General features: G+C 65.9%; 25 protein-coding genes and 2 tRNA genes. 20 read left to right on the top strand and 7 right to left on the bottom strand.

All coding sequences use genetic code 11. The features are described from left to right. Positions 1 to 10: 10 nt before the first annotated feature. The 6 genes from HUW43_RS13135 to HUW43_RS13115 all read left to right on the top strand — a co-directional run bounded on the left by HUW43_RS13135 (position 11) and on the right by HUW43_RS13115 (position 6,117). The gene (locus tag HUW43_RS13135) at positions 11 to 1,972 is read left to right on the top strand and encodes an alkyl/aryl-sulfatase (RefSeq protein WP_188237813.1); all 1,962 of its coding nucleotides are present in this window, start codon (positions 11 to 13) and stop codon (positions 1,970 to 1,972) included. A gap of 25 nt (positions 1,973 to 1,997) precedes the next feature. Continuing rightward, positions 1,998 to 2,528 (top strand): PH domain-containing protein, encoded by a 531-nt coding sequence (locus HUW43_RS15765; RefSeq protein ID WP_223181525.1) that lies wholly within the window; start codon positions 1,998 to 2,000, stop codon positions 2,526 to 2,528. Further along, positions 2,525 to 4,048, top strand: coding sequence for a PH domain-containing protein (locus HUW43_RS13130; protein WP_223181524.1), 1,524 nt, complete (start codon positions 2,525 to 2,527; stop codon positions 4,046 to 4,048). The genes HUW43_RS15765 and HUW43_RS13130 overlap by 4 nt, the downstream gene beginning before the upstream one ends. Continuing rightward, positions 4,045 to 5,811 carry a single-stranded-DNA-specific exonuclease RecJ gene (gene recJ / locus HUW43_RS13125; RefSeq protein ID WP_188237812.1) on the top strand — a complete coding sequence of 589 codons (1,767 nt, stop codon included), beginning with the start codon at positions 4,045 to 4,047 and terminating at the stop codon, positions 5,809 to 5,811. The genes HUW43_RS13130 and recJ overlap by 4 nt, the downstream gene beginning before the upstream one ends. A 104-nt stretch (positions 5,812 to 5,915) precedes the next feature. Continuing rightward, positions 5,916 to 5,991, top strand: a tRNA-Glu gene (locus HUW43_RS13120). A 51-nt stretch (positions 5,992 to 6,042) separates the two neighbouring features. Then, positions 6,043 to 6,117 (top strand) — tRNA-Glu (locus HUW43_RS13115). 312 nt (positions 6,118 to 6,429) lie between these two features. Here the strand turns inward: HUW43_RS13115 and HUW43_RS13110 are convergent. Together HUW43_RS13110 and HUW43_RS13105 are read right to left on the bottom strand one after the other, a co-directional pair. Next, on the bottom strand, positions 6,430 to 7,524 hold the full coding sequence (locus HUW43_RS13110) for a hypothetical protein (RefSeq protein ID WP_188237811.1): 1,095 nt from the start codon (positions 7,522 to 7,524) through the stop codon (positions 6,430 to 6,432). A 95-nt stretch (positions 7,525 to 7,619) separates the two neighbouring features. Then, positions 7,620 to 8,045 (bottom strand): hypothetical protein, encoded by a 426-nt coding sequence (locus HUW43_RS13105; RefSeq protein ID WP_188237810.1) that lies wholly within the window; start codon positions 8,043 to 8,045, stop codon positions 7,620 to 7,622. 116 nt (positions 8,046 to 8,161) lie between these two features. Between HUW43_RS13105 and HUW43_RS13100 the strand changes: the two genes are divergently transcribed. Further along, positions 8,162 to 8,731 carry a TetR/AcrR family transcriptional regulator gene (locus tag HUW43_RS13100; protein WP_188237809.1) on the top strand — a complete coding sequence of 190 codons (570 nt, stop codon included), beginning with the start codon at positions 8,162 to 8,164 and terminating at the stop codon, positions 8,729 to 8,731. A gap of 56 nt (positions 8,732 to 8,787) precedes the next feature. Here the strand turns inward: HUW43_RS13100 and HUW43_RS13095 are convergent, their stop codons facing one another. Continuing rightward, complete coding sequence (locus HUW43_RS13095; RefSeq protein ID WP_188237808.1) at positions 8,788 to 9,150, bottom strand: response regulator; 363 nt, start codon at positions 9,148 to 9,150, stop codon at positions 8,788 to 8,790. An 86-nt stretch (positions 9,151 to 9,236) separates the two neighbouring features. Between HUW43_RS13095 and HUW43_RS13090 the strand changes: the two genes are divergently transcribed. From HUW43_RS13090 to HUW43_RS13075, 4 genes are all read left to right on the top strand, one after another. Then, entirely contained in the window at positions 9,237 to 9,500 is a 264-nt protein-coding gene (locus tag HUW43_RS13090) for a DUF3572 family protein (protein ID WP_317450867.1), read from the top strand. Then, positions 9,497 to 10,138 (top strand): HAD family hydrolase, encoded by a 642-nt coding sequence (locus tag HUW43_RS13085; RefSeq protein ID WP_188237806.1) that lies wholly within the window; start codon positions 9,497 to 9,499, stop codon positions 10,136 to 10,138. Before HUW43_RS13090 ends, HUW43_RS13085 begins: the two co-directional genes overlap by 4 nt. A 14-nt stretch (positions 10,139 to 10,152) precedes the next feature. Beyond that, positions 10,153 to 10,617, top strand: coding sequence for a RidA family protein (locus HUW43_RS13080; protein ID WP_188237805.1), 465 nt, complete (start codon positions 10,153 to 10,155; stop codon positions 10,615 to 10,617). A 140-nt stretch (positions 10,618 to 10,757) separates the two neighbouring features. Continuing rightward, positions 10,758 to 11,909 (top strand): GNAT family N-acetyltransferase, encoded by a 1,152-nt coding sequence (locus tag HUW43_RS13075; protein ID WP_188237804.1) that lies wholly within the window; start codon positions 10,758 to 10,760, stop codon positions 11,907 to 11,909. 160 nt (positions 11,910 to 12,069) lie between these two features. On the opposite strand, the gene HUW43_RS13070 is transcribed toward HUW43_RS13075, so the two are convergent. Together HUW43_RS13070 and panC are read right to left on the bottom strand one after the other, a co-directional pair. Further along, positions 12,070 to 12,384, bottom strand: coding sequence for a sel1 repeat family protein (locus HUW43_RS13070; protein WP_188237803.1), 315 nt, complete (start codon positions 12,382 to 12,384; stop codon positions 12,070 to 12,072). A gap of 181 nt (positions 12,385 to 12,565) precedes the next feature. Then, the gene (panC, locus tag HUW43_RS13065; protein WP_188237802.1) at positions 12,566 to 13,405 is read right to left on the bottom strand and encodes a pantoate--beta-alanine ligase; all 840 of its coding nucleotides are present in this window, start codon (positions 13,403 to 13,405) and stop codon (positions 12,566 to 12,568) included. Between the two features lie 84 nt (positions 13,406 to 13,489). Here panC and HUW43_RS13060 point away from each other — a divergent pair, with 84 nt between their 5' ends. From HUW43_RS13060 to HUW43_RS13035, 6 genes are all read left to right on the top strand, one after another. Continuing rightward, positions 13,490 to 14,299: a division plane positioning ATPase MipZ gene (locus HUW43_RS13060; RefSeq protein WP_188237801.1), complete on the top strand. Its 810-nt coding sequence runs from the start codon at positions 13,490 to 13,492 to the stop codon at positions 14,297 to 14,299. Between the two features lie 27 nt (positions 14,300 to 14,326). Continuing rightward, positions 14,327 to 15,709 (top strand): phosphoglucomutase/phosphomannomutase PgmG, encoded by a 1,383-nt coding sequence (gene pgmG / locus HUW43_RS13055; RefSeq protein ID WP_188237800.1) that lies wholly within the window; start codon positions 14,327 to 14,329, stop codon positions 15,707 to 15,709. A gap of 217 nt (positions 15,710 to 15,926) precedes the next feature. After that, positions 15,927 to 16,742 carry an LPS export ABC transporter ATP-binding protein gene (gene lptB, locus HUW43_RS13050; RefSeq protein ID WP_120221570.1) on the top strand — a complete coding sequence of 272 codons (816 nt, stop codon included), beginning with the start codon at positions 15,927 to 15,929 and terminating at the stop codon, positions 16,740 to 16,742. Between the two features lie 87 nt (positions 16,743 to 16,829). After that, on the top strand, positions 16,830 to 18,284 hold the full coding sequence (gene rpoN, locus HUW43_RS13045; RefSeq protein ID WP_188237799.1) for an RNA polymerase factor sigma-54: 1,455 nt from the start codon (positions 16,830 to 16,832) through the stop codon (positions 18,282 to 18,284). Between the two features lie 117 nt (positions 18,285 to 18,401). After that, on the top strand, positions 18,402 to 18,527 hold the full coding sequence (ykgO, locus tag HUW43_RS13040; protein ID WP_003046794.1) for a type B 50S ribosomal protein L36: 126 nt from the start codon (positions 18,402 to 18,404) through the stop codon (positions 18,525 to 18,527). Positions 18,528 to 18,620: 93 nt separating this feature from the next. Continuing rightward, positions 18,621 to 19,232, top strand: a complete 612-nt coding sequence (locus HUW43_RS13035; RefSeq protein ID WP_188237798.1) for an HAD family hydrolase — start codon at positions 18,621 to 18,623, stop codon at positions 19,230 to 19,232. Here the strand turns inward: HUW43_RS13035 and HUW43_RS13030 are convergent. Both HUW43_RS13030 and HUW43_RS13025 read right to left on the bottom strand, forming a co-directional pair. Continuing rightward, positions 19,217 to 20,659: a serine hydrolase domain-containing protein gene (locus HUW43_RS13030; protein ID WP_188237797.1), complete on the bottom strand. Its 1,443-nt coding sequence runs from the start codon at positions 20,657 to 20,659 to the stop codon at positions 19,217 to 19,219. The genes HUW43_RS13035 and HUW43_RS13030 overlap by 16 nt on opposite strands. 97 nt (positions 20,660 to 20,756) lie before the next feature. Next, positions 20,757 to 22,904 (bottom strand): S9 family peptidase, encoded by a 2,148-nt coding sequence (locus HUW43_RS13025; RefSeq protein ID WP_223181523.1) that lies wholly within the window; start codon positions 22,902 to 22,904, stop codon positions 20,757 to 20,759. Between the two features lie 83 nt (positions 22,905 to 22,987). Between HUW43_RS13025 and HUW43_RS13020 the strand changes: the two genes are divergently transcribed. The 3 genes from HUW43_RS13020 (at position 22,988) to HUW43_RS13010 (ending at position 26,025) form a co-directional block, all read left to right on the top strand. Next, positions 22,988 to 24,814 carry an aminopeptidase P family protein gene (locus HUW43_RS13020; RefSeq protein WP_188237795.1) on the top strand — a complete coding sequence of 609 codons (1,827 nt, stop codon included), beginning with the start codon at positions 22,988 to 22,990 and terminating at the stop codon, positions 24,812 to 24,814. Positions 24,815 to 24,821: 7 nt separating this feature from the next. Next, positions 24,822 to 25,283, top strand: a complete 462-nt coding sequence (locus HUW43_RS13015) for an acyl-CoA thioesterase (protein WP_188237794.1) — start codon at positions 24,822 to 24,824, stop codon at positions 25,281 to 25,283. Positions 25,284 to 25,563: 280 nt separating this feature from the next. Beyond that, positions 25,564 to 26,025 (top strand): hypothetical protein, encoded by a 462-nt coding sequence (locus HUW43_RS13010; RefSeq protein WP_188237793.1) that lies wholly within the window; start codon positions 25,564 to 25,566, stop codon positions 26,023 to 26,025. Positions 26,026 to 26,052: the final 27 nt, after the last annotated feature.

The following is a 26,052-nucleotide window of genomic DNA, read 5'->3' as shown; positions in this document are numbered from 1 at the left end:
GAGGGACCAGATGCGCCGACTGATGCCCCTGTTGCTCGCGGGCTGCCTGCCACTCGTCGCACACGCGCAGGACGCCGCGAGCGAGGCGACGCGCACCGCGCAGGCCGCGCTTGCCAAGCGCCTGCCGCTCGCCGACCCGCGCGACGAAGCGAATGCCACGCGCGGCAAGCTCGCCGAAATTGCCGGCGGCGTGATTACCGGCAAGGACGGCGCGATCATCTGGGACCGGCGCCCCTATGCCTTTCTGGAAGCGCGCGAGGCGCCCGATACCGTCAACCCCTCGCTGTGGCGACAGGCGCGGCTCAACGCCGTCCACGGGTTGTTCGAGGTGGTGCCGGGCCAGATATGGCAGCTGCGCGGTTATGACCTGTCGGTGATGACGGTGATCCGTGGCCAGACCGGCTGGATCGTCGTCGATCCGCTGTTGTCGGAGGAAGCCGCGGCGGCCGCATGGAAACTATTTGCCGACACGATCGAGGCCAAGGAAGGGCGGCGCCCGATCAGGGCCATACTCTTCAGCCACAGCCACAGCGACCATTTCGGCGGCGTCGGCGGCATCGTGACGCCCGAACAGGTCGCGCGCGAAAAGATCCGCATCATCGCCCCCCACGGCTTTTCGCAAGAAGCGACGTCGGAAAATGTGCTCGCGGGCGCGGCGATGGGGCGGCGCGCGCTTTACATGTTCGGGGCGATCCTGCCGCCGGGGCCGCGGGGACAGGTCGATACCGGGCTGGGCCCCAGATTGTCGTCGGGGACGATCGGATATATGGAGCCGACCGAAACGGTGGGCGCCGAGGGCGGCACGCTGACGATCGACGGGCTGGTGTTCGACTTTCTCGACGCGGGCGGGACCGAGGCGCCGTCGGAGTTCGTCTTTTACATTCCTGCTTTCAAGGCGTTGCACACGACCGAAGTCGTCACGCACAACCTGCACAACATCCTGACCCTGCGCGGCGCGCAGGTGCGCGATGCGCTGCACTGGTCGAAGGTGATCGACGCGATGCTGCTGAAATGGGGCGGGGCGGCCGAAGTCGCGCTGGCATCGCACCACTGGCCGACGTGGGGCGCGGACGAGGTGCGCGCGCTGCTCGCGAACCAGCGCGATGCCTATCGCTATGTCCACGACCGCACGCTCTTTCTCGCCAACCGCGGCGCGACGCTGCACGAGCTGGCCGACGCGACGGCGGAAGCGCCGGTGCAGGGCCGCGATTTTTCGACGCGCGGCTATTATGGCACGCTCAACCACGACATGAAGGCGGTCTATCAGCGCTATTTCGGCTGGTGGGACGGTAACCCCGCCCATTTCAACCCGTTGCCCCCCGAAGAATCGGCGCCCAAATATGTCGCGCTTGCGGGCGGCGCCGACAAGCTGCTGGCGGCGGGGCGCGCCGCGATCGCGGCGGGCGACTATCGCTGGGCGGCGGAGCTTCTGAACAAGCTCGTCTTTGCCGAACCGGGCAATCGCGCGGCGCGCGGCGCGCTCGCGTCGGCCTATGACCAGCTCGGCTATCAGGCCGAATCAGGGGCGTGGCGCAACTATTATCTCGCCGCCGCGGCCAGCCTGCGCGGCAATGCCGCCGAGTCGGCGACGAGCAACGGGCAAAGCCGCTCGTTCGTCAGCGCGATCCCCACCGCGGTCTTTTTCGACGCGCTCGCGACGCGCTTCGATGCGGCGAAGGGCGCCGCGCTCAACGGCACCTTCCAGTTCGTGCTCCCCGACAGCAGGGAAAGGGTTGCGGTCGTCGTCGGCGGCGGGGTCGAGTTTCCGCGCTATGGCGTGACCGACCCCGCGCCGACCGCGACGATCACCATCGACCGCAAGACGCTCGACGATGTGATGCTGGGGCAGGCGCAGTTCCCCGCGCTGATGCAATCGGGCGCGATCCGCATCGAGGGCGACCGCCAGGCCTTTCTGTCCTGGTTCGCGCTCCATCCGCCCGCCGAGCAGCGGTTCAATATAGTTGTGCCGTGACGGCATGACCCGCTAACGAAGGCGCATGACCGACACCCCCGCCGCGCACCCGACCGATCCGTTCGACGCAAAGGCGTTCAACGCGGCCGAGGGGCTCGACCCCGTCGATCCCGCCTATGCCAAGGTGCTGCGCATCGCGACCGCGCTGAACCTGATTCCGCTCGCGATCGGCGTCAGCGTCTTCGACCATCTGCTGATCCGGCATGTCGATGGGCCCTATGGCTTGCTCACCGCGCTCGCCTGGCTCGCGGCGATTGTTGTCATCCTTGCCTTTCCCGCGCGCCGCGTGTCGCGCTGGGGCTACCGGATCGGCGATGGGCAGCTCCGCGTCGCGCGCGGCTGGCTGCTGCGCACCGACACGATCGTCCCCTTTGTGCGCGTCCAGCATATCGACGTCGGACAGGGGCCGATCGAACGCTGGTTCGGCCTGTCGCACCTGATCGTCCACACATCGGGGACGCACAACAGCACGGTCACGCTGCCCGGCCTGCCCGCCGACCTTGCCGCGGCGATGCGCGAGACGATCCGCCGCCATATCCAGACCGATTTTGCATGACCGAAGCCGCGACCGCGATGTCCCAAACCGGCGAAGGCGGCGAAGCGGCCGATTGGCAGCGGCTGCACCCCGCGACGCTTGCGCTTGCCATCGCCGGGCTGGGGCCCAGATCGCTCAACCTGCTGCCCGCGGTCGCGGCGCTGGGCTTTACCGGCAACTGGATGTGGATCGTTCCCGCGATCCTGGCCTTTCTGCTGCTGTCGCTCGTCGTCGCATGGTTTCAATGGCTGCGCTTCCGCTTTCGTGTCGGCGACGACGCGCTGGTGATCGAAAGCGGCGTTTTTGCGCGCCAGCACCGCACCATCCCCTTCGACCGCATCCAGGACGTCAGCATCGAACAGGGCCTCGTCGCGCGCGCGCTCGGCATCGCGAGGGTGGGGTTCGAGACGGGCGCGGGCGGCCAGGAGAATGACGCCCATCTCGATTCCATCGGGCTGGACGCGGCGCAGGCGCTGCGCACGACGATCCGTGCGCATCGCAGCGGCGCGGTCGCGGCGCCTGTTTCCGATTCGCCGGAGCGCGCGATCGCCGACGCGGACCGGCTGCTTTTCACGATGGGGCCGCGACGGCTGCTGGTCGCCGGGCTGTTCAATTTCTCGCTCGCCGCGCTCGCCGTCGTCGGCGCCGCGATGCAGTTTTTCGACGGGCTGCTGCCGTTCGATTTCAACATCTTCAACCCGATGGACTGGATCGACCTCGCCGAGGATTATGGGCTTGATCAATGGCTGCTTGCACATCGCTGGGTCGCGGGGATCGGCGCCGCGGCGTCGTTGCTGCTCATCGGCTTTGCGAGCGGCGTCGCGACGATGTTTTTCGCCAACTGGAACTTTCGCCTGACACGCGAGCCGCGCGCGCTGCGCCGCACGCGCGGCTTGACGACGCGCACCGACGTCGCGTTGCCGGTGCGGCGCGTGCAGGCGGCGATCCTGATCACCGGCTGGTTTCGCCGCCGCTTCGGCTGGCACGAACTGCGGCTCCAGAGCCTCGCGAGCGACGGCGAGAAGGACCGCGATCATCAGATCATCCCCTTTGGCCGCTTCGCCGAAATCGATCCGGTGCTGGCCGAAGTCGGCATCGTGCGGCCCGACGAGATGTCCGGCTGGCACCAGAGCCACGGCGTCGTCGCGCTCGGCGGGCTGGTCGGGGCGCTGTTCGCGGCGCTCGGCGGGCTGGCCGCGATGCTGTTCGGCCAGCCGCTCGGCGGGCTGGGAATCGCCGCGGGCGCGTTGATCGCCGCCGCGTCGCTGTTCGGCGCCCGCTTTCATCGCTGGGCGGAGATGGGCGATCAGCTCGCCATCCGCCGCGGCTGGTGGACGCAGCGGACGACGCTGCTCCCCTACGCTTCGGTGCAAAGCATCGACCTCAAGAGCGACTTCATCCAGCGCCCGCTTGGCCTGGCGACGCTTGTGTTCGGCGTGCCGGGGGGCAGCGCGCTTGCGGCGCACGCGATTCCGGCGATCCCGGCGGCGACCGCGCACGCGCTGCGCGCGCGCATCCTCGTCGCAGGGGATCGGCGATGAGCGAAGCGGCGCTGGGAATCACCCGTTCGATCGCGGGCCAGCCGTGGCGCTGGCGACGCGCGAGCGCCGACATGGTCGGCGAGAATCTGGCACCCGACGACCTTGTCACCCAGTTGCTGCTCGCGCGCGGCGTCGCGCGCGACGACCTCGATCGCCAGCGCACCCCGACCTTGCGCGGCTTCATGCCCGACCCGTCGTTGTTCCGCGACATGGACGCTGCCGCCGCGCGCCTCGCCGATGCGGTCGAACGGCACGAGGCAGTGACGATTTTCGGCGATTATGACGTCGACGGCGCGACATCGGCCGCGCTGCTCGTTCGCCTGCTTCGCGCGCTTGGGCTGCCGGTCGGCGTCTATATCCCCGACCGTCTGATGGAAGGCTATGGCCCGTCGGGCGCGGCGCTGGTCAAGATCGGCGAAGCGGGGTCGAAGCTGGTCGTCACCGTCGATTGCGGCGCGCAGGCGTTCGACGCGATCGCCGAAGCCAATGCGGCGGGGGTCGAGGTGATCGTCGTCGACCATCACCAGTGCGCGACCGCCCTGCCCGCCGCGTTCGCGCTGGTGAACCCCAACCGGCTCGACGAGGCGCCCGAGGCGGCGATCCACGGCAATCTGGCGGCGGTCGGCGTCGCCTTCCTGCTCGGCGCGGCGCTGCTCCGCACGCTGCGCGCGCGCAGCTTTTTCGCAGACCGCGACGAACCGCCGCTGATCGACCTGCTGGATCTGGTCGCATTGGGCACCGTCGCCGATGTCGCGCGGCTGACCGGCTTCAACCGCGCGCTGGTGACGCAGGGACTGAAGGTGATGGCGCGGCGCGGCAATATCGGCCTCGCCGCGCTGATGGACGCGGCCAGGCTCACCCGGCCGCCGGGCGCAAGCGACATGGGCTTTGCGCTCGGCCCGCGGATCAACGCGGGCGGGCGCGTCGGCAAATCGGACCTTGGCGTCCGCCTGTTGACCACCGACGACCCGCAGGAAGCCGCCGACATCGCGCAGCAATTGTGCCGCCTCAACGAAGAGCGGCGCGCGATCGAGGCGGCGGTGCTGGACGAGGCGCTGGCGGCGAGCGCCGCGTGCGGAAATGCGCCCGTGGCGGTCGTTGCCGGTGAAGGCTGGCACCCCGGCGTGATCGGCATCGTCGCCGGGCGGCTGAAAGAACGGCTGCACCGCCCCGCGATCGTCATCGCGGTCGACGAGGAGGGTGTCGGAAAGGGATCGGGCCGTTCGATCAGCGGGGTCGATCTGGGCGCCGCGATTCTCGCTGCCAAGGAGACGGGGCTGCTCGTCGCGGGCGGCGGTCATGCGATGGCGGCGGGGCTTACCATCGCGGCGGACCGGATCGACGCGCTCGGCACTTTCCTGAACGACCGGCTCGCGGCGGACGTCGAGCGCGCGAGCGGCGAGCGGTCGCTGCTGATCGACGCCGTGCTGGCGCCGCGTGGCATTTCGCCGCTGTGGTGCGACGCGATCGAGAGCGCGGGGCCCTATGGCGCGGGCTGGCCCGCCCCGCGCGTCGCGACCGGACCGGTACGAATCGTCGAATCGGGGATCGTCGGCGCCGATCACGTCCGGCTGATCGTCGCGGGCGACGACGGCGCGCGGTTCAAGGCGGTCGCCTTTCGCAGCGCCGAAACGGTGCTGGGCCAGACATTGCTGGGCGCGTGCGGACGCAAGCTGTGGCTCGCGGGCCGCGCAAAACGCGACGATTGGGGCAGCCGCCCCGCCGCCGAACTCCACCTGGAGGATGCCGCCTGGGCCGACTGAGCCCGCGCGTCCACGCGTCCGCGCAACATTTTTGGGCCGCACCGGCCGTCGCACGCTTGACCGCGCGGAAAGGCGCGTCTAAGGCGCCGCTTCACCGACCAGACGGCCCCTTCGTCTAGCGGTCTAGGACGTCGCCCTTTCACGGCGAAAACACGGGTTCGAGTCCCGTAGGGGTCACCATCGGCGGAGCGGGCGGTCGGCCCGCATTCGTCCGGGATGTCCGACCCACGCGGCCCCTTCGTCTAGCGGTCAGGACGCGGCCCTCTCACGGCTGAAACACGGGTTCGATTCCCGTAGGGGTCACCAGATTTGCCTTGGTGGCGAACGGCACCCCGTGGATCACCGTCGCCGCGGCCGTGATGACCATCATCCTGTCGTAATGAATGTCAAAGTTCCGTGACGGTCAGCCCGACCGCGATCGCGTCCGCCCGCCACGCCGCGGCGGACAAGAATTATGTGCCGGAACGCGAAGCACGGCGATCATCCGCCATACCGGAGCATAGACGGGCTTTGCAGGAAAGAGAGGTTTCGTGAACCGCAGAAAATTACATCGGAATCACAGAAACATATAGCTTAACTCAAATGGCCCCGCGCCCGGCGCCGATTCGCGCCGGGGATTCAGTCGGCCAAACGATAGACCGTTGCCTCTTTCAGCTTGCCGATCGGCTTTGCGGACACATCGAGCGGCCGGTAGCGCGCGTCGGCGATCAGCGCCGCAAGGCGCGGAAATCCGTTGGTCGCGAAGTCAAATCCCCTGACATCGGATTCCGAAGCCGCCGCCTGCACCAGCGCGAGGGCGGACATCCGGCAGACCCAGCGCTTCGGCTGTTCATCGGCACAATCGGGAAGGTCGAAATCGGCGCTGGGCGGATCGGGATAAAATCCATCAACAATGATCGTTTGTCGGGGCGCGACCTCGAACGAGGCGAAATGTTCCTGCAGATCAATGGCGATATTCAGGCCCGGAACCGGCACATTGACCAGCGTGTCATAATAGCCGGCGGGCTGCACCAGTTCGCGCTGTCCAAACACCCACCGATATTCCACGCAACCGCCGCCATAGGTGGCGGCGCATTCCTGATATGGTTCGACGTCGCGCCACTGTTCCGGCTGCCATTGCTGTTCGACCCTCATCTCGTTGAAGGCGACCACGTCGAGCGATATCGTGCCCAGCCGTCCATCGGCCGCCGCGCGCCCGGCGGCCGTGTTGCGATCAGGCAAAGTCGTTCGCGGCATCGGGTGGCGGACGGCGGACAGGCGATACCGTCCGGGCTCCGCGATGAAGATATGGTAGGTGACGGCGCCGACCGAAAAGCGGTGGATCGAACCGCTCGCATCCGAACCCTGGGGCGGCCTGCCCTCGCTCACGACCAGTCGCGCGCTCTGGCTTTGGTCGCCCCGCCATTCCACCAGCGCCTTCCTGTCGATCATCGCCGCGCCGTCGATGTCCGAACCCTGGTCGGCAAGGTGCATGTCCTCGACAATATCGTTCGGATATTTGTGCCGGAAGTTCAGCGCGGCCATGATGACGATCGCCTTGCCGCTTTCGTGCGCCAGCGCAAGCCTGTTGTCGATGTCTTCGCGCTCGTCCCGCGCCGCCGCAGAATTGCCCGGCACGCCGGACGGCGTCCGGGCATGTGCCTGGACCCCGATGGCGCCGGGCAATTGCAAGGCGATGACGCCTGCGATCGTCGCAAGATGGCGGGATTTCATGGTCATTGTTCCCTCGATTCAATTTGCGCGAGACGATGCGCGCCGCCCGCGCGGCCGAACATCGGCCGCGCGCGCTCGGCAGATGGCGGCCCGATTCAACTTTGGCGCGCCCGTTCCGCAGGCGTGGGGGAAAAGGAAAGGAACCCCAATATGCCGCTGACGATCAGCATCATTACGAGCGACGCATTGACGCTTCCGAATTTGAGTTCGGTACCGTCGCTGTTGACCATCGAGCCGCCATATAGATCCATCGTCAAATAGGCGGCAAGAAAGGCGATGGGCGCAACCAGTCCGAGGCGCGCGGCCATCCGCAGATCCGGACGGGTCCAGGCCAGATAGGCTGCCGCGGCCGAAAAAACCGAATTGGTTGCAAGTTGCCAGACATCGTGCAGTTTCGCATGTCCGGGCCAGTCCGGATTGAAGACATGGGTCGGGCCATATTCGAGATAGGGCACCAGAACGCCCAGAACGGAAACCGACAAGGTGAGCAGGATCCGCCGGAAGAGCAGATTGGCTGACATGCAAAGCCTCCGCGATCGAATGTGATTGACACTGTCAATTTACAATCCAAATTGACAGTGTCAATACGATAAGGATGCCAGGCCCGCGAACGACATCACCGCCGCTGAAGTCCAGATTGATCGAGCAGGCGTTCCTTCTGCTCGACCGGGAAGGACCCGATGGCGTCACGATCCGCGCCGTGGCGCGGGCCGCGGGCGTGTCGCATGCGGCTCCCGCCAATCATTTCGCGGACCGACGGCAATTGCTTACCGAAATGGCCTCGCGCATCTTTCGGCAATATCTGGACATGGTCGCGACGCGCGGATCCGTCAGCGGCGAAAATCGTGCCAGGGCCTATCTCGCTGCCTTGACCGACTATGGCCTGTCCTTTCCCGGACGCTATCAGCTGCTGTGGCGAAAGGATCTGGTCGATTGGCAGAACCCGGCATTTCTCGACCAGCTCAATCGGGCCTATGACGATTTCCTGCAAGCGCTGGCCGCCGGTTCGCGCCGCGTCGCCGCCGGTGATCAGGATATCGAGACGCTGGGCACCGCCGCCTGGGCGATGGCGCATGGCTATGCCGTATTGCGCTCCACCGGAATCTTCGAGCCGCGGTCGGATGCTTTTACCGGAAAGCCCCGGATGGAGGCGATGCTCGACCTCCTGCTCGGCGCCGATGAGGACCAGCGGCTTCCACCCGAATAGCCGCAGGAATGGCGGCTTCCCCCGCCATCACGGGGCGTCGCGGCGACGCCGCGTCATCAGCCAAATGCCCCGACACTTTCGATGAACTTGATCACCGAAATCGGTTTGGAGACATAGGCTTCGGCGCCCGCCGCGCGGATCTGTTCCTCGTCGCCCTTCCCCGCATAGGCGGTGACCGCCATGATCGGCACCGCGCGCAGAATCGGATCGGCCTTCATCTGCGCAATGAGTTCAAGCCCCGATACATGCGGCAGCTGGATGTCCATGATGATGAGGTCGGGCGACACCTCGCGCGCCTTTGCCAGCGCGTCCCGGCCGTCGCGCACCGGATGCGCGCGATAGCCATGGGCATTGAGGAGGTCGCAGAACAGGCGCAGGTTGAGTTCATTATCTTCGACGACCAGGATGGTCTTGCCCATGTGCGTTCCGTTCCCCACCTTGCGTACGCGGCCCGTTTAGGCGAATCGGCAGCATGACACAATTGCATCGCGGAGAAGGGGCTGACGTGCTTGAGGATGACGCGGCGCTGGCGCTCCACGCGCTCGGCTGGATTTTGAACGACGAGCCGCGTGCCGAGCGACTGCTCGCGCTCACCGGCCTCGCGCCGGACGACCTGCGCGCCTCGCTCGGCGAGCGCGCGACGCTGGCGGCGATCCTGTCGTTCCTCGCCGCGCACGAGAATGACCTTGTCGCCTGCGCCGATGCGTTGCAGGTGCCCCCTGCCAGCCTGGCTGCCGCCGCCCACCGACTTGAAGGACCCCTTGCATGACCCGCCCGCTCGTCATCACCGATTGCGACGAGGTGCTGATGCACATGGTCGTGCCCTTTGCCGAATGGGTCGACGCCGAACATGGCGTGATCTTTCGCATCGAGGATGCAAGCTTTGCGGGTGCGCTGAAACGCAAGGAATGCGGCACGCCGCTGGAGGCCGCCGAGGTATGGCCTTTGCTTGACGGCTTTTTTCGGAACGAAATGAAGCGGCAATATCCGATCCCCGGCGCGATGGCCGCGATGGCGACGATCGGCGCCGAGGCCGACATCGTCGTGCTCACCAACGTCGGCCCCGAACATCAGCAGGCGCGCATCGACCAGCTCGCGCGCCACGATTTCCACGCGCCGGTGATCGGCAGCCGCGGCGGCAAGGGCGAACCCGTGCGCCGCCTGATCGAACAATATCGGCCGCCCGTTGCCGTGTTCATCGACGATCTGGCGGGGCAGCACCGATCGGTCGCCGAGGAAGCGCCGGAGGTGTGGCGGCTCCATTTCGTCGGCGAACCCGCCATCGCGGGCAGGGTTGCGGCCTCGCCGCACGCCCATGCGCGAATCGACGATTGGAAGACGGCAACACGCTGGATAATGACGCGTCTCGCCGAAAACATCCCCGCCCCGGCGCCGCAGCCGGTTTGAAAGAAGGACTCCCCATGGATATTGCCGCCCGGATCGCCGAACTCGGCCTTGAACTTCCCAAACCCGCCGCGCCGGTCGCGGCCTATGTGCCCGCGGTCGAGCATGGCGGGATGCTGTATGTCAGCGGGCAGCTGCCGTTCCGCGACGGGCAGGTGGTGACCGGCCGCCTTGGCGACGACATGGACGTCGCGGGCGGGCAGGACGCGGCTGCGCGCGTCGCGCTGATGCTTGTCGCGCAGATCGGCCAGGCGCTGGGCGGCGACTGGTCACGCGTCGAACGAATCGTCAAGCTGGGTGTCTTCGTCAACAGCGCGCCCGGCTTCACCGATCAGGCGAAGGTCGCCAATGGCGCGTCCGAGCTGTTCGAAAAGCTGTTCGGCGAAACCGGCCGTCACGCGCGCGCCGCGGTCGGCGTCGCGGTGCTGCCGCTCGGCGCCGCGGTCGAAGCCGACGCGATCGTCGCGGTGCGCCCGGCATAGGGCGACATTGAAAGACGTTCCACACTATCCTTCCATGTCCCCGCGAAGGCGGGGATCCATCTTCGGCGGGTTTGAAATCGCACCGGCGGAAGATGGGCCCCTGTCGTCGCAGGGGCACGGCGGTTAAAGGGCGCTCCGGCATGGCCGAGGCCGATCCACCGGCACGGACGATCGCGCTCGGCACCGGCGTCGCCGCGATCGACGCGGCGGCGTGGGATGGCTTGCACGATGGCGGCAATCCGTTCGTCGGCCATGCTTTCCTGTCGCTGCTCGAAGAATCGGGCAGCGTCGGGCCGGGAACGGGATGGCAGGCTGCGCCGCTGCGCGTCGAGGATGCGGACGGCAGGCTGGTCGCCGCGGCGCCCGCCTATCTTAAAGCCCACAGCCAGGGTGAATATGTGTTCGACCATGGCTGGGCCGACGCCTGGGCGCGCGCGGGCGGCGACTATTATCCGAAGCTCCAGATCGCCGTGCCTTTCACCCCGGTGCCGGGGCCACGGCTGCTCGCAAGCGACGGCGGCGACGCGCTCCTGCTGCTGCGCGCCGCCGAAGCCGTCGTGCGGCAGAACGGCCTGTCGTCGGCGCATGCCACTTTCGTTGCGCCCGAACAGATGCCGCTGTTCGAGGAAGCGGGCTGGCTCGTTCGCCGCGACATCCAGTTTCATTTTGCGAACGCGGGCTACGCCCGCTTCGACGATTTCCTCGCCACGCTCAATTCGCAAAAGCGCAGGCAATTGCGCAAGGAACGGCTGCGCGCCGTCGAAGGGCTGCGCGTCGAGGAACTGACCGGCGACGCGATCCGGCCCGAACATTGGGATGCGATGTGGCTTTTCTATCAGGACACCGGCGCGCGCAAATGGGGGCATCCCTATCTGACGCGCGCCGCCTTCGATCTGATGGGCGAAAGGATGGCGGATCGGATCATCCTGCTGATCGCTTATGACGGCGATGCGCGGCCGGTCGCGGGCGCGCTCCACTTCCTTGGCGCCGATACGCTCTATGGCCGCTATTGGGGATGCCTTGCCGAGATCCCCTTTCTGCATTTCGAGCTATGCTATTATCGCGCGATCGACATTGCGATCGAACGCGGCCTCGCGCGTGTTGAGGCGGGAGCGCAGGGGGGACACAAGCTCGCACGCGGATATGGCCCCGTCGCGACCTGGTCGGCGCATTATATTGCCGATCCGGGTTTTCGCCGCGCGGTCGCCGAGTTTCTGGAGCAGGAACGCCGCGCCGAGGAGGCCGAGATGGCGTGGCTCGAAGGGCATCTGCCGTTCCGGCGGGCGGATTGAATCCAGTGTCATGCAAAGGCGCAAAGCGAAGCGGCCGAAGGGCCAATTCTCGAAACATCTTGCATAAAGACGTAAAGAGGGCGGTTGCCGCCGGTGTCTTGGCCCGTCCCTCTTCCTGCCTTTGCGCGGGATTCAAGAAGGGCCCGCGCGGCCAGGAAACTCAGGCCGCAAAGCGCCGCGCGACCGGTCGGCGCGCCGTTTCGTCGAGCCAGGCGCGCGCCTGGCGCTGTGCTTCGGCGATTTCACCCGGCGACATTTCGCTCGACACGTCGGCGCGGCACTGCTGGCCTTCGACATTGCCGGCGAGCGCGGCGAGGTTGAACCATTTATGCGCCTGGATCAGGTCGACATCGACCCCGCCGGTGCCGGTGGAAAAAGCGATGCCGAGATCGAAATAGGCATTGGCATCGCCGCGCGCCGCGTCGAGCAGGCGACTTTCGATCAGATATTGGGCCGACTTCAGACTGTTCGCCATGTTAACCCCCTTTGCCTCCACCCCACATGGAAAGCTTGGGGCCAAAGTTGCGGTTTATGGTCAACAAAAGGTTAACGGCGCCGTATTTTTTCGGGGACAAGCCCCGAAAGCCGCGAAAATGCTGAATGTTCTGGGCAATCTCAATGCAATCGCGGCGCCCCCGACGGCGGGAACGACACGATCATTCCACCGGCCAATTGTCGATCAGCCGCGTCCTGCCGATCCGCGCCGCCGCCAGAAGGCGGGCAGGCTTGCGAAAAGCTGTCAGCCGTTCGAGGCTATCGGCATCGGCGAGCGCGACATAGTCGACGCTGTCGAATCCGCCCCGGATGATCGCGGCCTCCGCCTTGGCGAGCGTTTCGCCGACATCGGCGCCGCCCGCGATCGCCTTTGCCGCCATGCTCAGCGCCGCGGGGAAGGCCGCCGCCGCCGCGCGCTGCGCGCCCGACAGATAGGCGTTGCGCGACGACAGCGCGAGGCCGTCGGTGTCGCGCGCGATCGGCGCGCCCAATATGTCGATGCCGAAATCGAGGTCGCGCGCCAAGCGGCGGATGATCGCGAGCTGTTGCCAGTCCTTTTCGCCAAAGATCGCGATGTCGGGGCGGACCTGGTTGAACAATTTGGCAACGACGGTCGCGACGCCGTCGAAATGGCCGGGGCGCGCGGCGCCGCAATAATCGGCGCCGAGTTCGGCCACCTCGATATGCGTGCTGTGCCCACCCGGATACATGGTGCCCACGTCGGGCGCCCAGAGCAGGCTTGTCCCGGCGTCGACGAGCAGTGCGGCGTCGCGCGCCTCGTCGCGCGGATAGGCGGCGAAATCCTCATTCGGCCCGAACTGCGTCGGATTGACGAAAATCGACACGACGGCGTGATCGGCGACGCGCCTTGCCATGTGGACAAGCGAAAGATGGCCGTCGTGCAGCGCGCCCATGGTCGGCACCAGCGCGACGCTCTTGCCGCCCTGTTTCAGTGCCGTAACGGCACGGTGGAGCATTGCGATGTCACGGATGATTTGCACGGCCGGGCGCCCTCCGATATTGGCGGCGCTGACACGCCACCGATGCGGCCCCCATGCGCCGCCAACAGGAAAATCGCAACGCCCATGACGACGCCCGCACCGCACCGCATCATCTTTGCCAATGAAAAGGGCGGCACGGGCAAATCGACCTGCGCCGTGCATTTCGCGGTTGCGCTGGCGAGCCAGGGCTGGCGCGTCGCGGGGATCGACCTCGACCCGCGCCAGCGCACCTTTCACCGCTATCTGGAGAATCGCGAACAGACCGCGAAACGGCGCGACATCGTGCTGCCGACCCCGCAGTTCGAGGTGTTCGAGGGATCGACGATCGCCGAACTCGACGCGCAGGTCGCGCGATTGTCGGAAGGGGCCGATTATTTCGTCGCCGACACGCCGGGGCGCGACGATGTTTTCGCACGCCATCTCGCCACCAGCGCCGACACGCTGATCACGCCGATCAACGACAGCTTCATCGATTTCGACCTGATCGGCCAGGTCGATCCCGAAACATTTCAGGTCACGCGGCCAAGCTTCTATTCCGAACTCATCTGGGACACACGCAAGGCGCGCGCCAAAAGCGACGGGCGCACGATCGACTGGATCATCCTGCGCAACCGGCTCCAGCATGTCGATGCGCACAATATGCGCCGCGTCGGCGAGGCGCTGAACCAATTGTCGCGGCGCGTCGGCTTTCGCGTCATCCCCGGGCTGGGCGAGCGCGTCATCTATCGCGAGTTGTTCCCGGCCGGGCTTACCCTGCTCGACAAGGCACACCTTGGCGGCATGGGGATCGGCCATGTCGTCGCACGGCAGGAACTCCGCGAAGCGATGGGCGGCCTCAACCTGCCCGCGCGCGAGCGGTTGCACCCCGACGGCGACCTCTTCGCCGCTGCCTGACCTTCTCTCCCGCAAAGAGGATCGACGATGAGCCATGATTTCCATCCGACGATGCTGCGCGAATATGATATTCGCGGCATCGTCGGCGACACGCTGTCCGACAAGGATGCCTATGCCATCGGCCGGAGCTTTGCGACGCTGATCCGCCGTGCGGGCGGTCGGCGTATTGCGGTCGGCTATGACGGGCGGCTTTCATCGCCGATGCTTGCCGAGGCGCTGGTCGCGGGGATCAATGCGGCGGGCATCGATGCGCTGAACGTCGGGCTGGGGCCGACGCCGATGCTCTATTATGCCGCGTCAACCGAGCAGGTCGATGGCGGCATACAGATAACCGGCAGCCACAATCCCCCCGACTATAATGGCTTCAAGATGGTGTTTGATGGGCGCCCCTTCTTTGGCGCCGACATCCGGCGGATCGGCGAAATGGCCGCCGCGGGCGACTGGGAGTCCGGCGAAGGCGCCGCGGAAAGCATCGACGTCGTCGACGCCTATGTCGACCGGCTGGTCGAAGGCTTCGCGGGCGGCGCTTTCCGTATCGGCTGGGACGCCGGCAACGGTGCGGCGGGCGCTGTCATCGAAAAGCTCACCGCGCGCCTGCCCGGCGAGCATCATTTGCTGTTTACCGACATCGATGGGCATTTCCCGAACCACCATCCCGATCCGACCGAGGAGAAGAACCTCGCCGATCTCAAAAGGCTCGTCGCCGAGAAAAGCCTCGATTTCGGCGTCGCTTTCGATGGCGACGGCGACCGCATCGGCGCGATCGACGGCCAGGGCCGGGTGATCTGGGGCGACCAGCTGCTGCAAATCTATGCCGCCGCGGTGCTCAAGGACATGCCCGGCGCGACGGTGATCGCCGATGTGAAGGCGAGCCAGGCGCTGTTCGACCGCGTCGCCGAGCTCGGCGGCACGCCCTTGATGTGGAAAACCGGCCACAGTCTCATCAAGGCGAAGATGAAAGAGGTCGGCAGCCCGCTGGCGGGCGAGATGAGCGGACATATTTTTTTCGCCGACCGCTATTATGGCTATGACGACGCGCCTTACGCGGCGGTGCGGTTGATCGAGGCGGCGGCGAAGCTTGGAAAAAGCGTCACCGAACTGCGCGGCGGCATGGCGCCGATGGTCAACACCCCCGAAATGCGCTTTCAGGTCGACGAGGTCCGCAAATTCGCCATTGTGGAGGAAGTTCTGGAGCGCCTGACCGCGGCGGGCGCGCGCGTCGACCGCACCGATGGCGCACGCGTGATGACGAACGACGGCTGGTGGCTACTCCGCGCCTCGAACACGCAGGACGTGCTCGTCGCGCGCGCCGAGGCGACCGACGAGCAAGCGCTGGCGCGGCTGCTGGCGGCGATCGACGAGCAGCTGGCGCTGTCGGGCGTCGTGCGCGGGGAAAGCGTCGGGCATTGAGCATGACGCGGGTCTGCCCTTCCTTTCAGGGGAGGGCCGCAAGCCCCGGACTTGATCCGGGGCGCAGCGGGCGGGGGCAGAAGCCGTGCGCTCTGCCCCGCGCGTCCCCCTCTCCTGAAGGGGCGGGGCTTTCGAGATGCAATAAGCTTGCCAGATTGACCATGGCGCCGCCGCTGGGGTAACGCGGCAGCCAAGCCAGACGGGAACCGACCGCTTTATGACCGACGACGAATCCATTGCGGGCACGCTGACCGAAAATGATCATGGCGTCGCCGAGCATCGCGCGCATGTCCGCGACGACGCCGCGGCGGGCAACGGTCTGGCCGTCATTTCGATCGCCAAAAGCTATGACCGACGCGTCGTGCTGTCGGACGTCTCGCTGTCGGTCGGCAAGGGCGAAGTCGTCGGGCTGCTCGGCCCCAACGGCGCCGGCAAGACCACCTGCTTCTATTCGATCATGGGGCTGGTAAAGCCCGACGCGGGGCGCATCATGCTCGACGGCGCCGACATCACCGCGCTGCCCATGTATCGCCGCGCGATCCTGGGCCTTGGCTATCTGCCGCAGGAAACGTCGATTTTTCGCGGCATGACGGTGGCGCAGAATATCGAGGCGGTGCTCGAACTCGCCGAGCCCGACAGGATCGCACGCGAACGGCGGCTCGAGGAACTGCTCGACGAGTTCGGCCTCACGCGGCTGCGCGATGCGGCGGCGATGGCGCTGTCAGGCGGCGAACGGCGCCGCGCCGAAATCGCCCGCGCGCTTGCCGCCAATCCTTCGATCATCCTGCTCGACGAACCCTTTGCGGGCATCGATCCCCTGTCGATCAGCGATATTCGCGACCTTGTCGCGGACCTCAAGACGCGCGGCATCGGCGTGCTCATCACCGACCATAATGTCCGCGAGACGCTCGACCTCGTCGATCGCGCGTGCATCATCTATGACGGCAAGGTGCTGCTGGCGGGATCGCCCGCCGAACTCGTCGCCGATCCCGAAGTGCGGCGCCTGTATCTGGGCGAGGGCTTCTCGCTGTGACGTCCGGGGACTTTTTCGGTAAGGATAATCCGTGCGTCCCCGCCTTCGCGGGGGCACGGGGGTGTGTGATATTATAGAACGGCCTTGATGGCGTTGGGTCCGCGCCTCGATCTCCGCCAGTCGCAATCGCTGGTGATGACGCCGCAGCTCCAGCAGGCGATCAAGCTGCTGGCGTTGTCGAACCTTGAGCTCGAAGCCTATCTGGCCGAGGCGCTGGAGGGCAATCCGCTGCTCGACACGGGCGGGGCCGACGGCGATGCGGATGGCGACGAACCGGGCGACGCGACAGCGATTGCGTCCGAAACGCCCGCCGACACCGACCAGGCGATGGCATCCGATGGCGGCACCGCCGACGAGCTCGACGTCGATTTCGCCGAGGAGCGTTTCCACCACGACAGCGCGAGCGACAGCGTCGGCCTGTCAGGGGCGGGCGAAGACGTCGATTTCGACAGTTTCGCCGAGGCCCAGGGAACGCTCCACGACCATCTGCTCGCGCAGGTCGGCGAGCGGCTGGACGGGATCGAGGCGATCGTCGCGGGTCAACTCGTCGCGCTGATCGACGAGGCCGGGTATCTGCGCGCCGACCTCGCCGAACTTGCCGCACAGCTCGGCGTGCCGCTGGCGCTGGTCGAGGCGGTGCTGGGCGTGATCCACGGTTTCGACCCCGCGGGCGTCGGCGCACGCGACCTTGCCGAATGTATCGCGATCCAGGCGCGCGAGGCCGACCGCTATGACCCGGCGATGGCGACGATGATCGCGCATCTCGACCTGGTCGCCAAGGGCGCCTTTGCGCAATTGAAGCGCATCTGCGGCGTCGATGACGAGGATCTGGCCGACATGATCCGCGAGCTTCGCGGCTATGATCCCAAACCGGGTCTCAAGTTCGGCGGCGCGCCCGCGCTGGCGGTCGTCCCCGACCTGTATGTCCGGCGGACAGCGGCGGGCTGGGCGGTCGAAGTGAACAGCGGCACCTTGCCGCGCCTGCTCGTCAACCGCCGTTATTATAACGAGCTGGCCGCGGGCGCGGGGGCGAAGAACAAGGCGTGGCTGTCCGAGCAGCTCGCGGGCGCCAACTGGCTTGTGCGCGCGCTCGACCAGCGCCAGCGCACGATGGTCAAGGTCGCGAGCGAGATCGTCAAACAGCAGGAGGGATTTTTCCTCCACGGCGTTGCCCATATGCGCCCGCTGACGCTGCGCCAGGTCGCCGAGGCGATCGGGATGCACGAATCGACCGTCAGCCGCGTCACCAGCAACAAATATCTGTCGTGCCCGCGCGGATTGTTCGAACTCAAATATTTCTTTTCGTCGGGCATATCGGCGACCGAAGGCGACGGCGCCGTGTCGGCCGAGGCGGTGAAGAGCCGGATCAAGGCGATGATCGAAGGCGAGGATGCGCGCGCGATCCTGTCCGACGAAACGATCGCCCAGAAGCTGTCGGCCGAAGGATTCGACATTGCGCGGCGCACCGTGGTCAAATATCGCGAGGCGATGGGCTATGGCTCGTCGGTGCAAAGGCGGCGACAAAAGGCTTTGGCGGGTTAGGATATCCGTCGCCCCCGCGAAGGCGACCTTTTCTCCTTGCGAGCGGTTGACTTTTCGGGTGCTTCCCCATAGTTGCGCCGCTTCGCGTCAACACGCCAAGATTTACGGACAACAACGATGAAGATTCGCAACAGCCTGAAGTCGCTGAAGGACCGCCACCGGGATAACCGCGTGATCCGCCGCCGTGGACGGACCTATGTGATCAACAAGACCAACCGCCGCTTCAAGGCGCGCCAGGGCTGATTGCCCTGCCGGAGCGCCGTGCTCCGCGCGCATTTTGGTCAGCGTGACGCCGTCGGATGCTTCCGGCGGCGCTTTCGCGTGTCTGGAGGTTGCATGATTCGCCAGAGCGTGATCTTTGACGTCGGCCGGGTCCTGTTCGACTGGGACCTGCGCTATTTGTTCGCCAAGCTGATCCCCGATCCGCACGAACTCGAATGGTTCGTCACCCATGTCGTGACGCCGGAATGGCATTTTCAGCACGACGCGGGCCGCCCGCTGGCCGAGATGGTCCCCGAACTCCAGGCCGCGTTTCCCGATCATGCGCTGCTGATCGACGCATATGCGGCACGTTTCAACGAAACCATCCCCGCACCGATGCCGGGCAGCCTCGAACTCGTCGAGCGGCTCGATGCAGCGGGCGTGCCGCTGTTCGCGATCACCAATTTCGGCCATGAGTTCTGGGAAGGCTTCCGCCCGACCCAGCCGGTTTTCGACCGCTTTCAGGGCATTATCGTGTCGGGCGCCGAAAAATTGACGAAGCCCGATCCCGCGATCTACCGCCTTGCGATCGAGCGATTCGGCATCGAGCCCGCGGGCGCGCTGTTCATTGACGATGTGCCCGCCAATGTCGCGGGCGCCGAATCGGTTGGCATCGCTGGCCATGTTTTCGCGGGCGCAGCGGCGCTCGAGCAAGAGCTTCGGGCGCGCGGTTATCTGCCCGGCTGATCGAAGCGCAGCACCAGCCGCCGTGTCGCGGTGACGTCGGCGGCGAAACTGCCGTCGGCTTGCGCACGAAGATCGGCGATGCCGAAAGGGGTCACAAATCCCGCGCGCGCGAGCTTTCCGTCGGGATCGAGGCCGACGATCGTGAGCGCGGCGTCGGTGCGCTGCGGCGCGGTTCCGAAATAGGCGCGCATGGCCGGATGCTGCTCGGCGATCCCGATGCACAGCCCCTGTTCGAGCCGAAAGCGGACGCTGCCGTCGACCGCAGCATTGCCGAACGCCCCACGATAACGCCGCGCGCCGAGCGGACATGCGGCCGAAACAAGACCGGCGGGAACGGCACGGAAAGGTGCGGCGATCATCTGCGCGGTGGGTTCGATGCGCGACACCCACGAGGCGTTGGAAAGCAGGCTGACGGCGGTGCGTTCGCCGCGCCACAGGCCGATCGTGCTGCGCGCGCCAAGCGTGACGCCATTGTGGTGCACGAAAGCTGCGCCGTCGGAATCGACGCCGATGCGCCAGCCGAAACCGACGCTGTAGCCGTCCTCGCCGGCGAGGTTGCCGTCAGCGAGCCGCACCGGCACCAGCATCGCGTCGAAGCTTTCGGGGCGCACGACGCGGCCGTCGATCATCCGCCCGCCGAAAGCGGCGACCGCGCTTGCGGTGCCGCCAAGCCCCCCGCCGCCCCAGCTATAGCTGTAATCGTGACGCGGTGCTTCGATGACCCGACCCTGCTCGAAACCATAGGCGCGCGCGGCATGAGGATCGCCGCTGTCCGTCGCATCGGCGCGGATCGCCAGCCCCGGCGCGACCTCGGCCGCCACATGGTCGGTAAAGGCACGCCCCGTCGCCTGCTCCACCATTGCGCCGAGCAGCGTATAGCCCCACGATGAATAGCTGTAGGCGGTTCCCGGCGGGCTGAGCAGGTCGCGTCCGGCAAAGATCGCGACGGCATCGCGCCCGGTGGCATAGCGGCGCGATCCGCGGTTCGCATCGACCGGCTGATAATGCGGCATGCCGGAAACATGCGCGGCGAGCTGGCGCGGCGTGATCGCCGGCCAGTTTGCGACAAGCCACGGCAACTGACGCTGCACCGGCGCGTCAAGGTCGATCCGCCCCTGTTCGGCGAGCCGCGCCACCGCGGCGACCGTAAAGACCTTCGATACGCTCGCCAGCCGGAACAAGGTGTCGCGCGTGACCGGCGCGCCGCTGGCGAGGTCGCGCCGCCCGCTTGCGCCATCCCATATGATCCGCCCGTCGCGCCACACCGCCGCCGCCATGCCGGGCACGCCATTGGTTTCGCGCAATGTGTCGAGCAGGCGCTGCGCAATCCTGGCCCCATCCGGGCTGTCTTCGGCTCTGGCCGACGCGGCGTCGGCATCGAAAGCAAGAATGGCAATCAGGACCGCAATCGACGATATTCGGGACATCCGACCCCTCCCTTCAGCGTTCGGGAGTCATCGACCGGGGACGTCGCATCAATGTGCCGAAATGTCGCAATGCTGTCGCGAGGCCGCAGCCTTGTTTTTATTTTTCCACCCCCAGCTGGGTCAGCACAAAGGCATATTCCTCTGCATCCTCGCGCAGCGCGCCCCAGCGGCCCGATTTGCCCGCATGGCCCGCGCCCATGTTGGTGCGCAGCAGCAGCAGCGAGTCATTGGTGCGCGTCGCGCGGAGCTTGGCGACCCATTTGGCGGGTTCCCAATAGGTCACGCGCGGGTCGTTGAGGCCGGCCGACACCAGCATCGGCGGATAGGCCTTGGCGGTGACATTGTCATAGGGGCTGTAGCTCAGCATATAGTCGAACGCTGCCTTGTCGGTGACCGGATTACCCCATTCGGGCCATTCGCCGGGGGTCAGCGGCAGCGTTTCGTCGATCATCGTGTTGATGACATCGACGAAGGGCACGCCCGCGAGCACCGCGCCCCACAATTCGGGCGCCTCATTATAGACGACCCCCATCACCTGCCCGCCCGCCGAGCGGCCCTCGATCGAAATCTTGCCGGCGCTCGTATATTTTCTGGCGATCAACCCCTTTGCGACGTCGATGAAATCGTTGAACGTGTTGATGCGCTGGGTCGTCTTGCCCGCGAGATACCAGGCGCGCCCCATGTCGTCGCCGCCGCGGACATGCGCGATGGCATAGATCATGCCCCGATCTACGAGGCTGAGCCGCGTCGTCGAAAAGCCCGGTGGCACGCGATAACCATAGGATCCATAGGCATAGAGGTGCATCGGCGCGCTGCCGTCGAGCTTGATACCCTTTTTGTAGACGAGCGAGGCGGGGATCATCGTCTGGCCGTCGCGGCTTGGCAGATTCACCCTTTCGGTTACATATTGCGACGAATCATAACCCGACGGGATTTCCTGCACCTTCAGCGTTTCGAGCGTCCCGCTCGCCACGTCATAATCATAGACGGTTTCGGGGGTGACCATCGATTCATAGTCGAGGCGGAGCTTGTCCTGGTGATATTCGGGATTGTCGCCGAGCCCCGCCACATAGGTCGCCTCGGGAAACCGTATCCGGCCGGGGGTCAGCGGGGCGTCATATGTGCGCACATCGACCTGGTCGAGCCCGTCCTCGCGCGATTCCAGCACGAAATAGTCACGGAAGATCGACAGGCCGGTGATGTAGCTGTGATCCGATCCGGGGATCAGCGTTCGCCATTCGCCGGGCGTGTCGATGCTCGCGGTCGCGATGCGGAAATTGGGATGTTCGTCGTTGGTGTGGATGTAAAGAATGCCCTCGCGCTCGTCGACGCTATATTCACGCCCCTTCTGGCGCGCCGACACGAGCCGCATCGGCGCTTCGGGATTATCGGCGGGAAGAAGATAGACCTCGCTTGTCTCGTTATCGCCCGTCGCGATGACGATATAATTGTCGGCGGCGGTCTTGCCGATGCCGACGCCAAAGCCGATGTCGGCTTCCTTGTAGAGCAATTTGTCCTCGCTCACCGGGGTGCCGAGCTTGTGCAGCCGGACATTGTCGGTGCGCCAGTTCTCGTTCGCGAGGCCATAGAGGATCGCGTCGTTGCCCGACGTCCAGACGAGCGACGACAGGGTGCCGGGGATCACGTCGGGAAGCATGTCGCCCGTCTCGAGATTGCGGATGCGCGCTTCAAAGCGTTCGGAACCATTGTCGTCGAACGAATAGGCCATCAGCTTGCCGTTGGGGCTGACCGACACTTCGGCGAGGCGGAAATAATCCTTCCCCTCCGCCATCGCGACCTCGTCGAGGATCAGTTGAGTCGCGCCGCCCGCCGCGGGCTTGCGATACCATTTCTTATACTCGGCGCCCTCTTCATATTCGACCCAATAAAGCCAGTCGCCGTCCTTTTGCGGGACCGAACTGTCGGCCTCCTTGATGCGGCCCTTCATTTCCTGAAACAGGGTTTCGACCAGATCGGCATGGGGCTTCATCGCCGCGTCGAAATAGGCGTTCTCCGCCTTCACATAGGCGAGGATGTCGGCGTCGTCGATCGTCGGATAGCTTTGATCGCGCAGCCAGTGCCAGGGGTCGGACAGCGTCTTGCCGTGGAGCGTGACAATATGGGACCGCTGCTCGGCAACGGGAGCGGCGGGCAGCACGGGGCGTTCGGTCAATTCAATCTCTTTCTCTTGGGCTGGGGCGATCGGGGACGCGACAAGCGGGGTGGTAATTGCAGCCAGAAACATCCAAATAGCGCGCATCAGAAGAACCCCCGCAGCATCGGCCGCATGGGCCGCAACGGCTGCGATGTAGGAACAAGGAAGCGACCATGTCCAGCCCCGTCCACATCGAGCGCCTCGCCCGCGTCCGCGCCGAACTGAAAGCGCGCGGCCTTGACGGCTTCATCGTGCCGATCAGCGACGAGCATATGAGCGAATATGTCGGCGCCTATGCGCAGCGCATGGCGTGGCTGACGGGCTTTGGCGGGTCGGCCGGCGTCGCTGCGGTGCTGCCCGACAAGGCGGCGGTGTTCGTCGACGGACGCTATACCGTACAGGTGCGGGGCCAGGTCGACGGCTCGCTGTTCGATTATGTCAGCGTGCCGCAGTCGAGCATCGCCGACTGGCTCGGCGCGAACGTCGCCGCCGGACAGAAGGTGGGTTACGACCCCTGGCTCCACGGCATCGACTGGGTCCGCGGGCTGGAAAAGGCGCTGGCGGGAAAGGGCGCACACCTGGTTGCGGTCGATACCAACCCCATCGACGCGGTCTGGGACGACCAGCCCGCGCCGAGCGATGCCCCGGTCAGCGTTCACGATACGGCGCTTGCCGGGCAGAGCGCGGTCGAAAAGCGCGACATCATCGCCGACTGGCTGAAAGCCAAAGGGCTCGATACGACGGTGATGACCGCGCTCGATTCGATTGCCTGGACCTTCAACATCCGCGGAGAGGACGTCAGCCACACGCCGGTCGGCCTCGCCTTTGCGCTGCTTCACGCCGACGCCACCGCCGACCTGTTCATCGCACCCGACAAGGTCAGCGACGCGGTGCGCGCGCACCTGGGCAACAGTGTGCGGATTCACGATCGCGGCGCCTTTGAAGGCGCGCTGGCGGGGCTCGCCGGCAGGAGGGTTGCCGTCGATCCCGATCGCGCGGTCGCCGCAATCTTCACCGCGCTCGAACGCGCGGGGGCGCGGATCGAACGGCACCGCGATCCGGCGGTGCTGCCCAAGGCGATCAAGAATGAGGTCGAGCTGGACGGCACGCGCGCCGCGCATGTCCGCGACGGCCGGGCCGTGGCGCGCTTCCTCAAATGGATGGAGGAGGTCGCACCGCAGGGCGGACTCGACGAGCTGGGCGCGGCGGCAAAGCTGCGTGCGTTTCGCGAGGAAAATGGCGGGCTGAAGGATCTGTCGTTCGACACCATCTCGGCCGCGGGGCCGAATGGCGCGCTGCCGCATTACAAGGTCGACGAAACCACCAACCGGGCCATCGAGGCGGGCACGCTCTACCTCGTCGATTCGGGCGGCCAATATGCCGACGGCACGACCGACATCACACGCACGATCGCGATCGGCACGCCGACCGCCGAAATGCGCCGCCGCTTCACGCAGGTGCTGAAAGGCCATATCGCGCTTGCGACCGCACGCTTTCCAAAGGGCACCCGCGGCAGCCAGCTCGACATCCTCGCACGCCAGTATCTGTGGGCCGACGGCGTCGATTATGCGCATGGCACGGGGCACGGCGTCGGCGCCTATCTGGCAGTGCACGAAGGACCGCAGCGGATCGCCAAGCCCGCGGGCGGACAGGCGGGGACCGAGGAGCCGCTGCACGCGGGCATGATCCTGTCGAACGAGCCCGGCTATTACAAGGCCGGGCATTTCGGGATCCGCATCGAAAATCTGGTGGTCGTCGTGCCGCAGACCATCGACGGCGCCGAAGAGGAGATGCTGGGGTTCGAGACGATCACCTTTGCGCCGATCGCGCAGAATCTGGTCGACACGGCGCTGCTCTCGTCCGCCGAGGCCGACTGGCTGGACGCCTATCACGCCGAGGTCTTCGAGAAACTGGCGCCGGGCATGGACGAAGCGACGCGCGACTGGCTCGCCGCCGCCTGCGCGCCGCTCGACCGCACCCCCGCCGCGCTCGCCGCCTGAGTCCCCGATGACCGATCGTCGCAGCACGGTGCCGCTCACCGATTTCCGCGTGCAGGAGCGCGTGCGCGTGCGCTTCAACGAAATCGACGGGCAGAATATCGTCTTCAACGCCAATTATCTCGTTTACGCTGACATCGGCGTAACCGAATATTTCCGCGCGCTGGGAGAGGGGCAACCGGGACCATATTTTAACCAATATGGCACCGACATTCGCGAAACGCATTGCGAAATCGACTATCACGCCCCTGCTCGACTCGACGAACTGATCACGATCGCGGCGCGAATCAGCGCGTTCGGCCGCACGAGTTTCACGCTGCATTGCGGGATTTTTCGTGATTCCGAACGGCTTACCGACATCGAGATCAGCTATGCGCATATCGACAGCGACAGCGGCCAGCCGACACCGCTACCCGGCAGCTTCATTGCCGAAGTGCGGCGATTCGAAACGCGCACACCCATCCAGGATTGATTCGCGACAGGCGATTCGAACCGGATTCGATTTCTCGATCAAAATAGTCGGCTTTTCAGCCGAAAAAGCGCAAAAAAAGGGCCGCCCAAGGGCGGCCCGTGAAAGTTTTTGGGAGAGGATGCCTAAAAGGCAAGGGTGATATTGCACTGCACAATGAATGTTGCAACTGCGAAATCAGCATCCGTAGTTGCATTTTTTGCAATCAATGGCGCAGCAGGCATCGCGGCGCGCAAATGTCGACCCTCTCGCCAATCGCCGCGACTTCGCCTAAATTGCGGCCATGAAAATGTTTGGCAAAGTCGATGTCGGCGGCGGCCTGTCCGATTTCTGGGCCTATATCCGCGAGCCGCGCCCGCACCGCTGGGCCATCTGGGGCGTCGCGCTGGCGCTTACCTGGGTGGTGTTCAATGGGGTCGAACAATATCTGATCCCCGTCGACAAGCCCAAGGCGCAGATCATCTATTTCGAGAATTGGAAAGCCGACCGCAGCGCCGCGGAGATCCGCGCCGACTGGATCGCCCGCGCCAGGGAAGAAACGCTGCGCAACGCGAAGAAGCGCGCCGAATATCAGCGCTTCGCCGACAGCCTGGGCATCGAATATGATTCGACCGAGGCCGACAGGATAACGCGCGAAACGCTGGGTGAGGAAACCGCCGAGGCGGTCAAGCAAAGGCCTGCGCCGCCGCGCTCGACGCTGGCCGAGCGCGCGGCGCGCGGGCCGCAGCCCAAGACCGCCGACTGACGTGACCCCCCGCGTGCCCGGCGATTC

Source organism: Sphingopyxis sp. LK2115 (assembly GCF_014595975.1).
Lineage (GTDB): Bacteria > Pseudomonadota > Alphaproteobacteria > Sphingomonadales > Sphingomonadaceae > Sphingopyxis.
The sequence above is the reverse complement of the archived record's forward strand: the minus strand, read 5'-3'. Positions and strand labels throughout refer to the sequence as shown.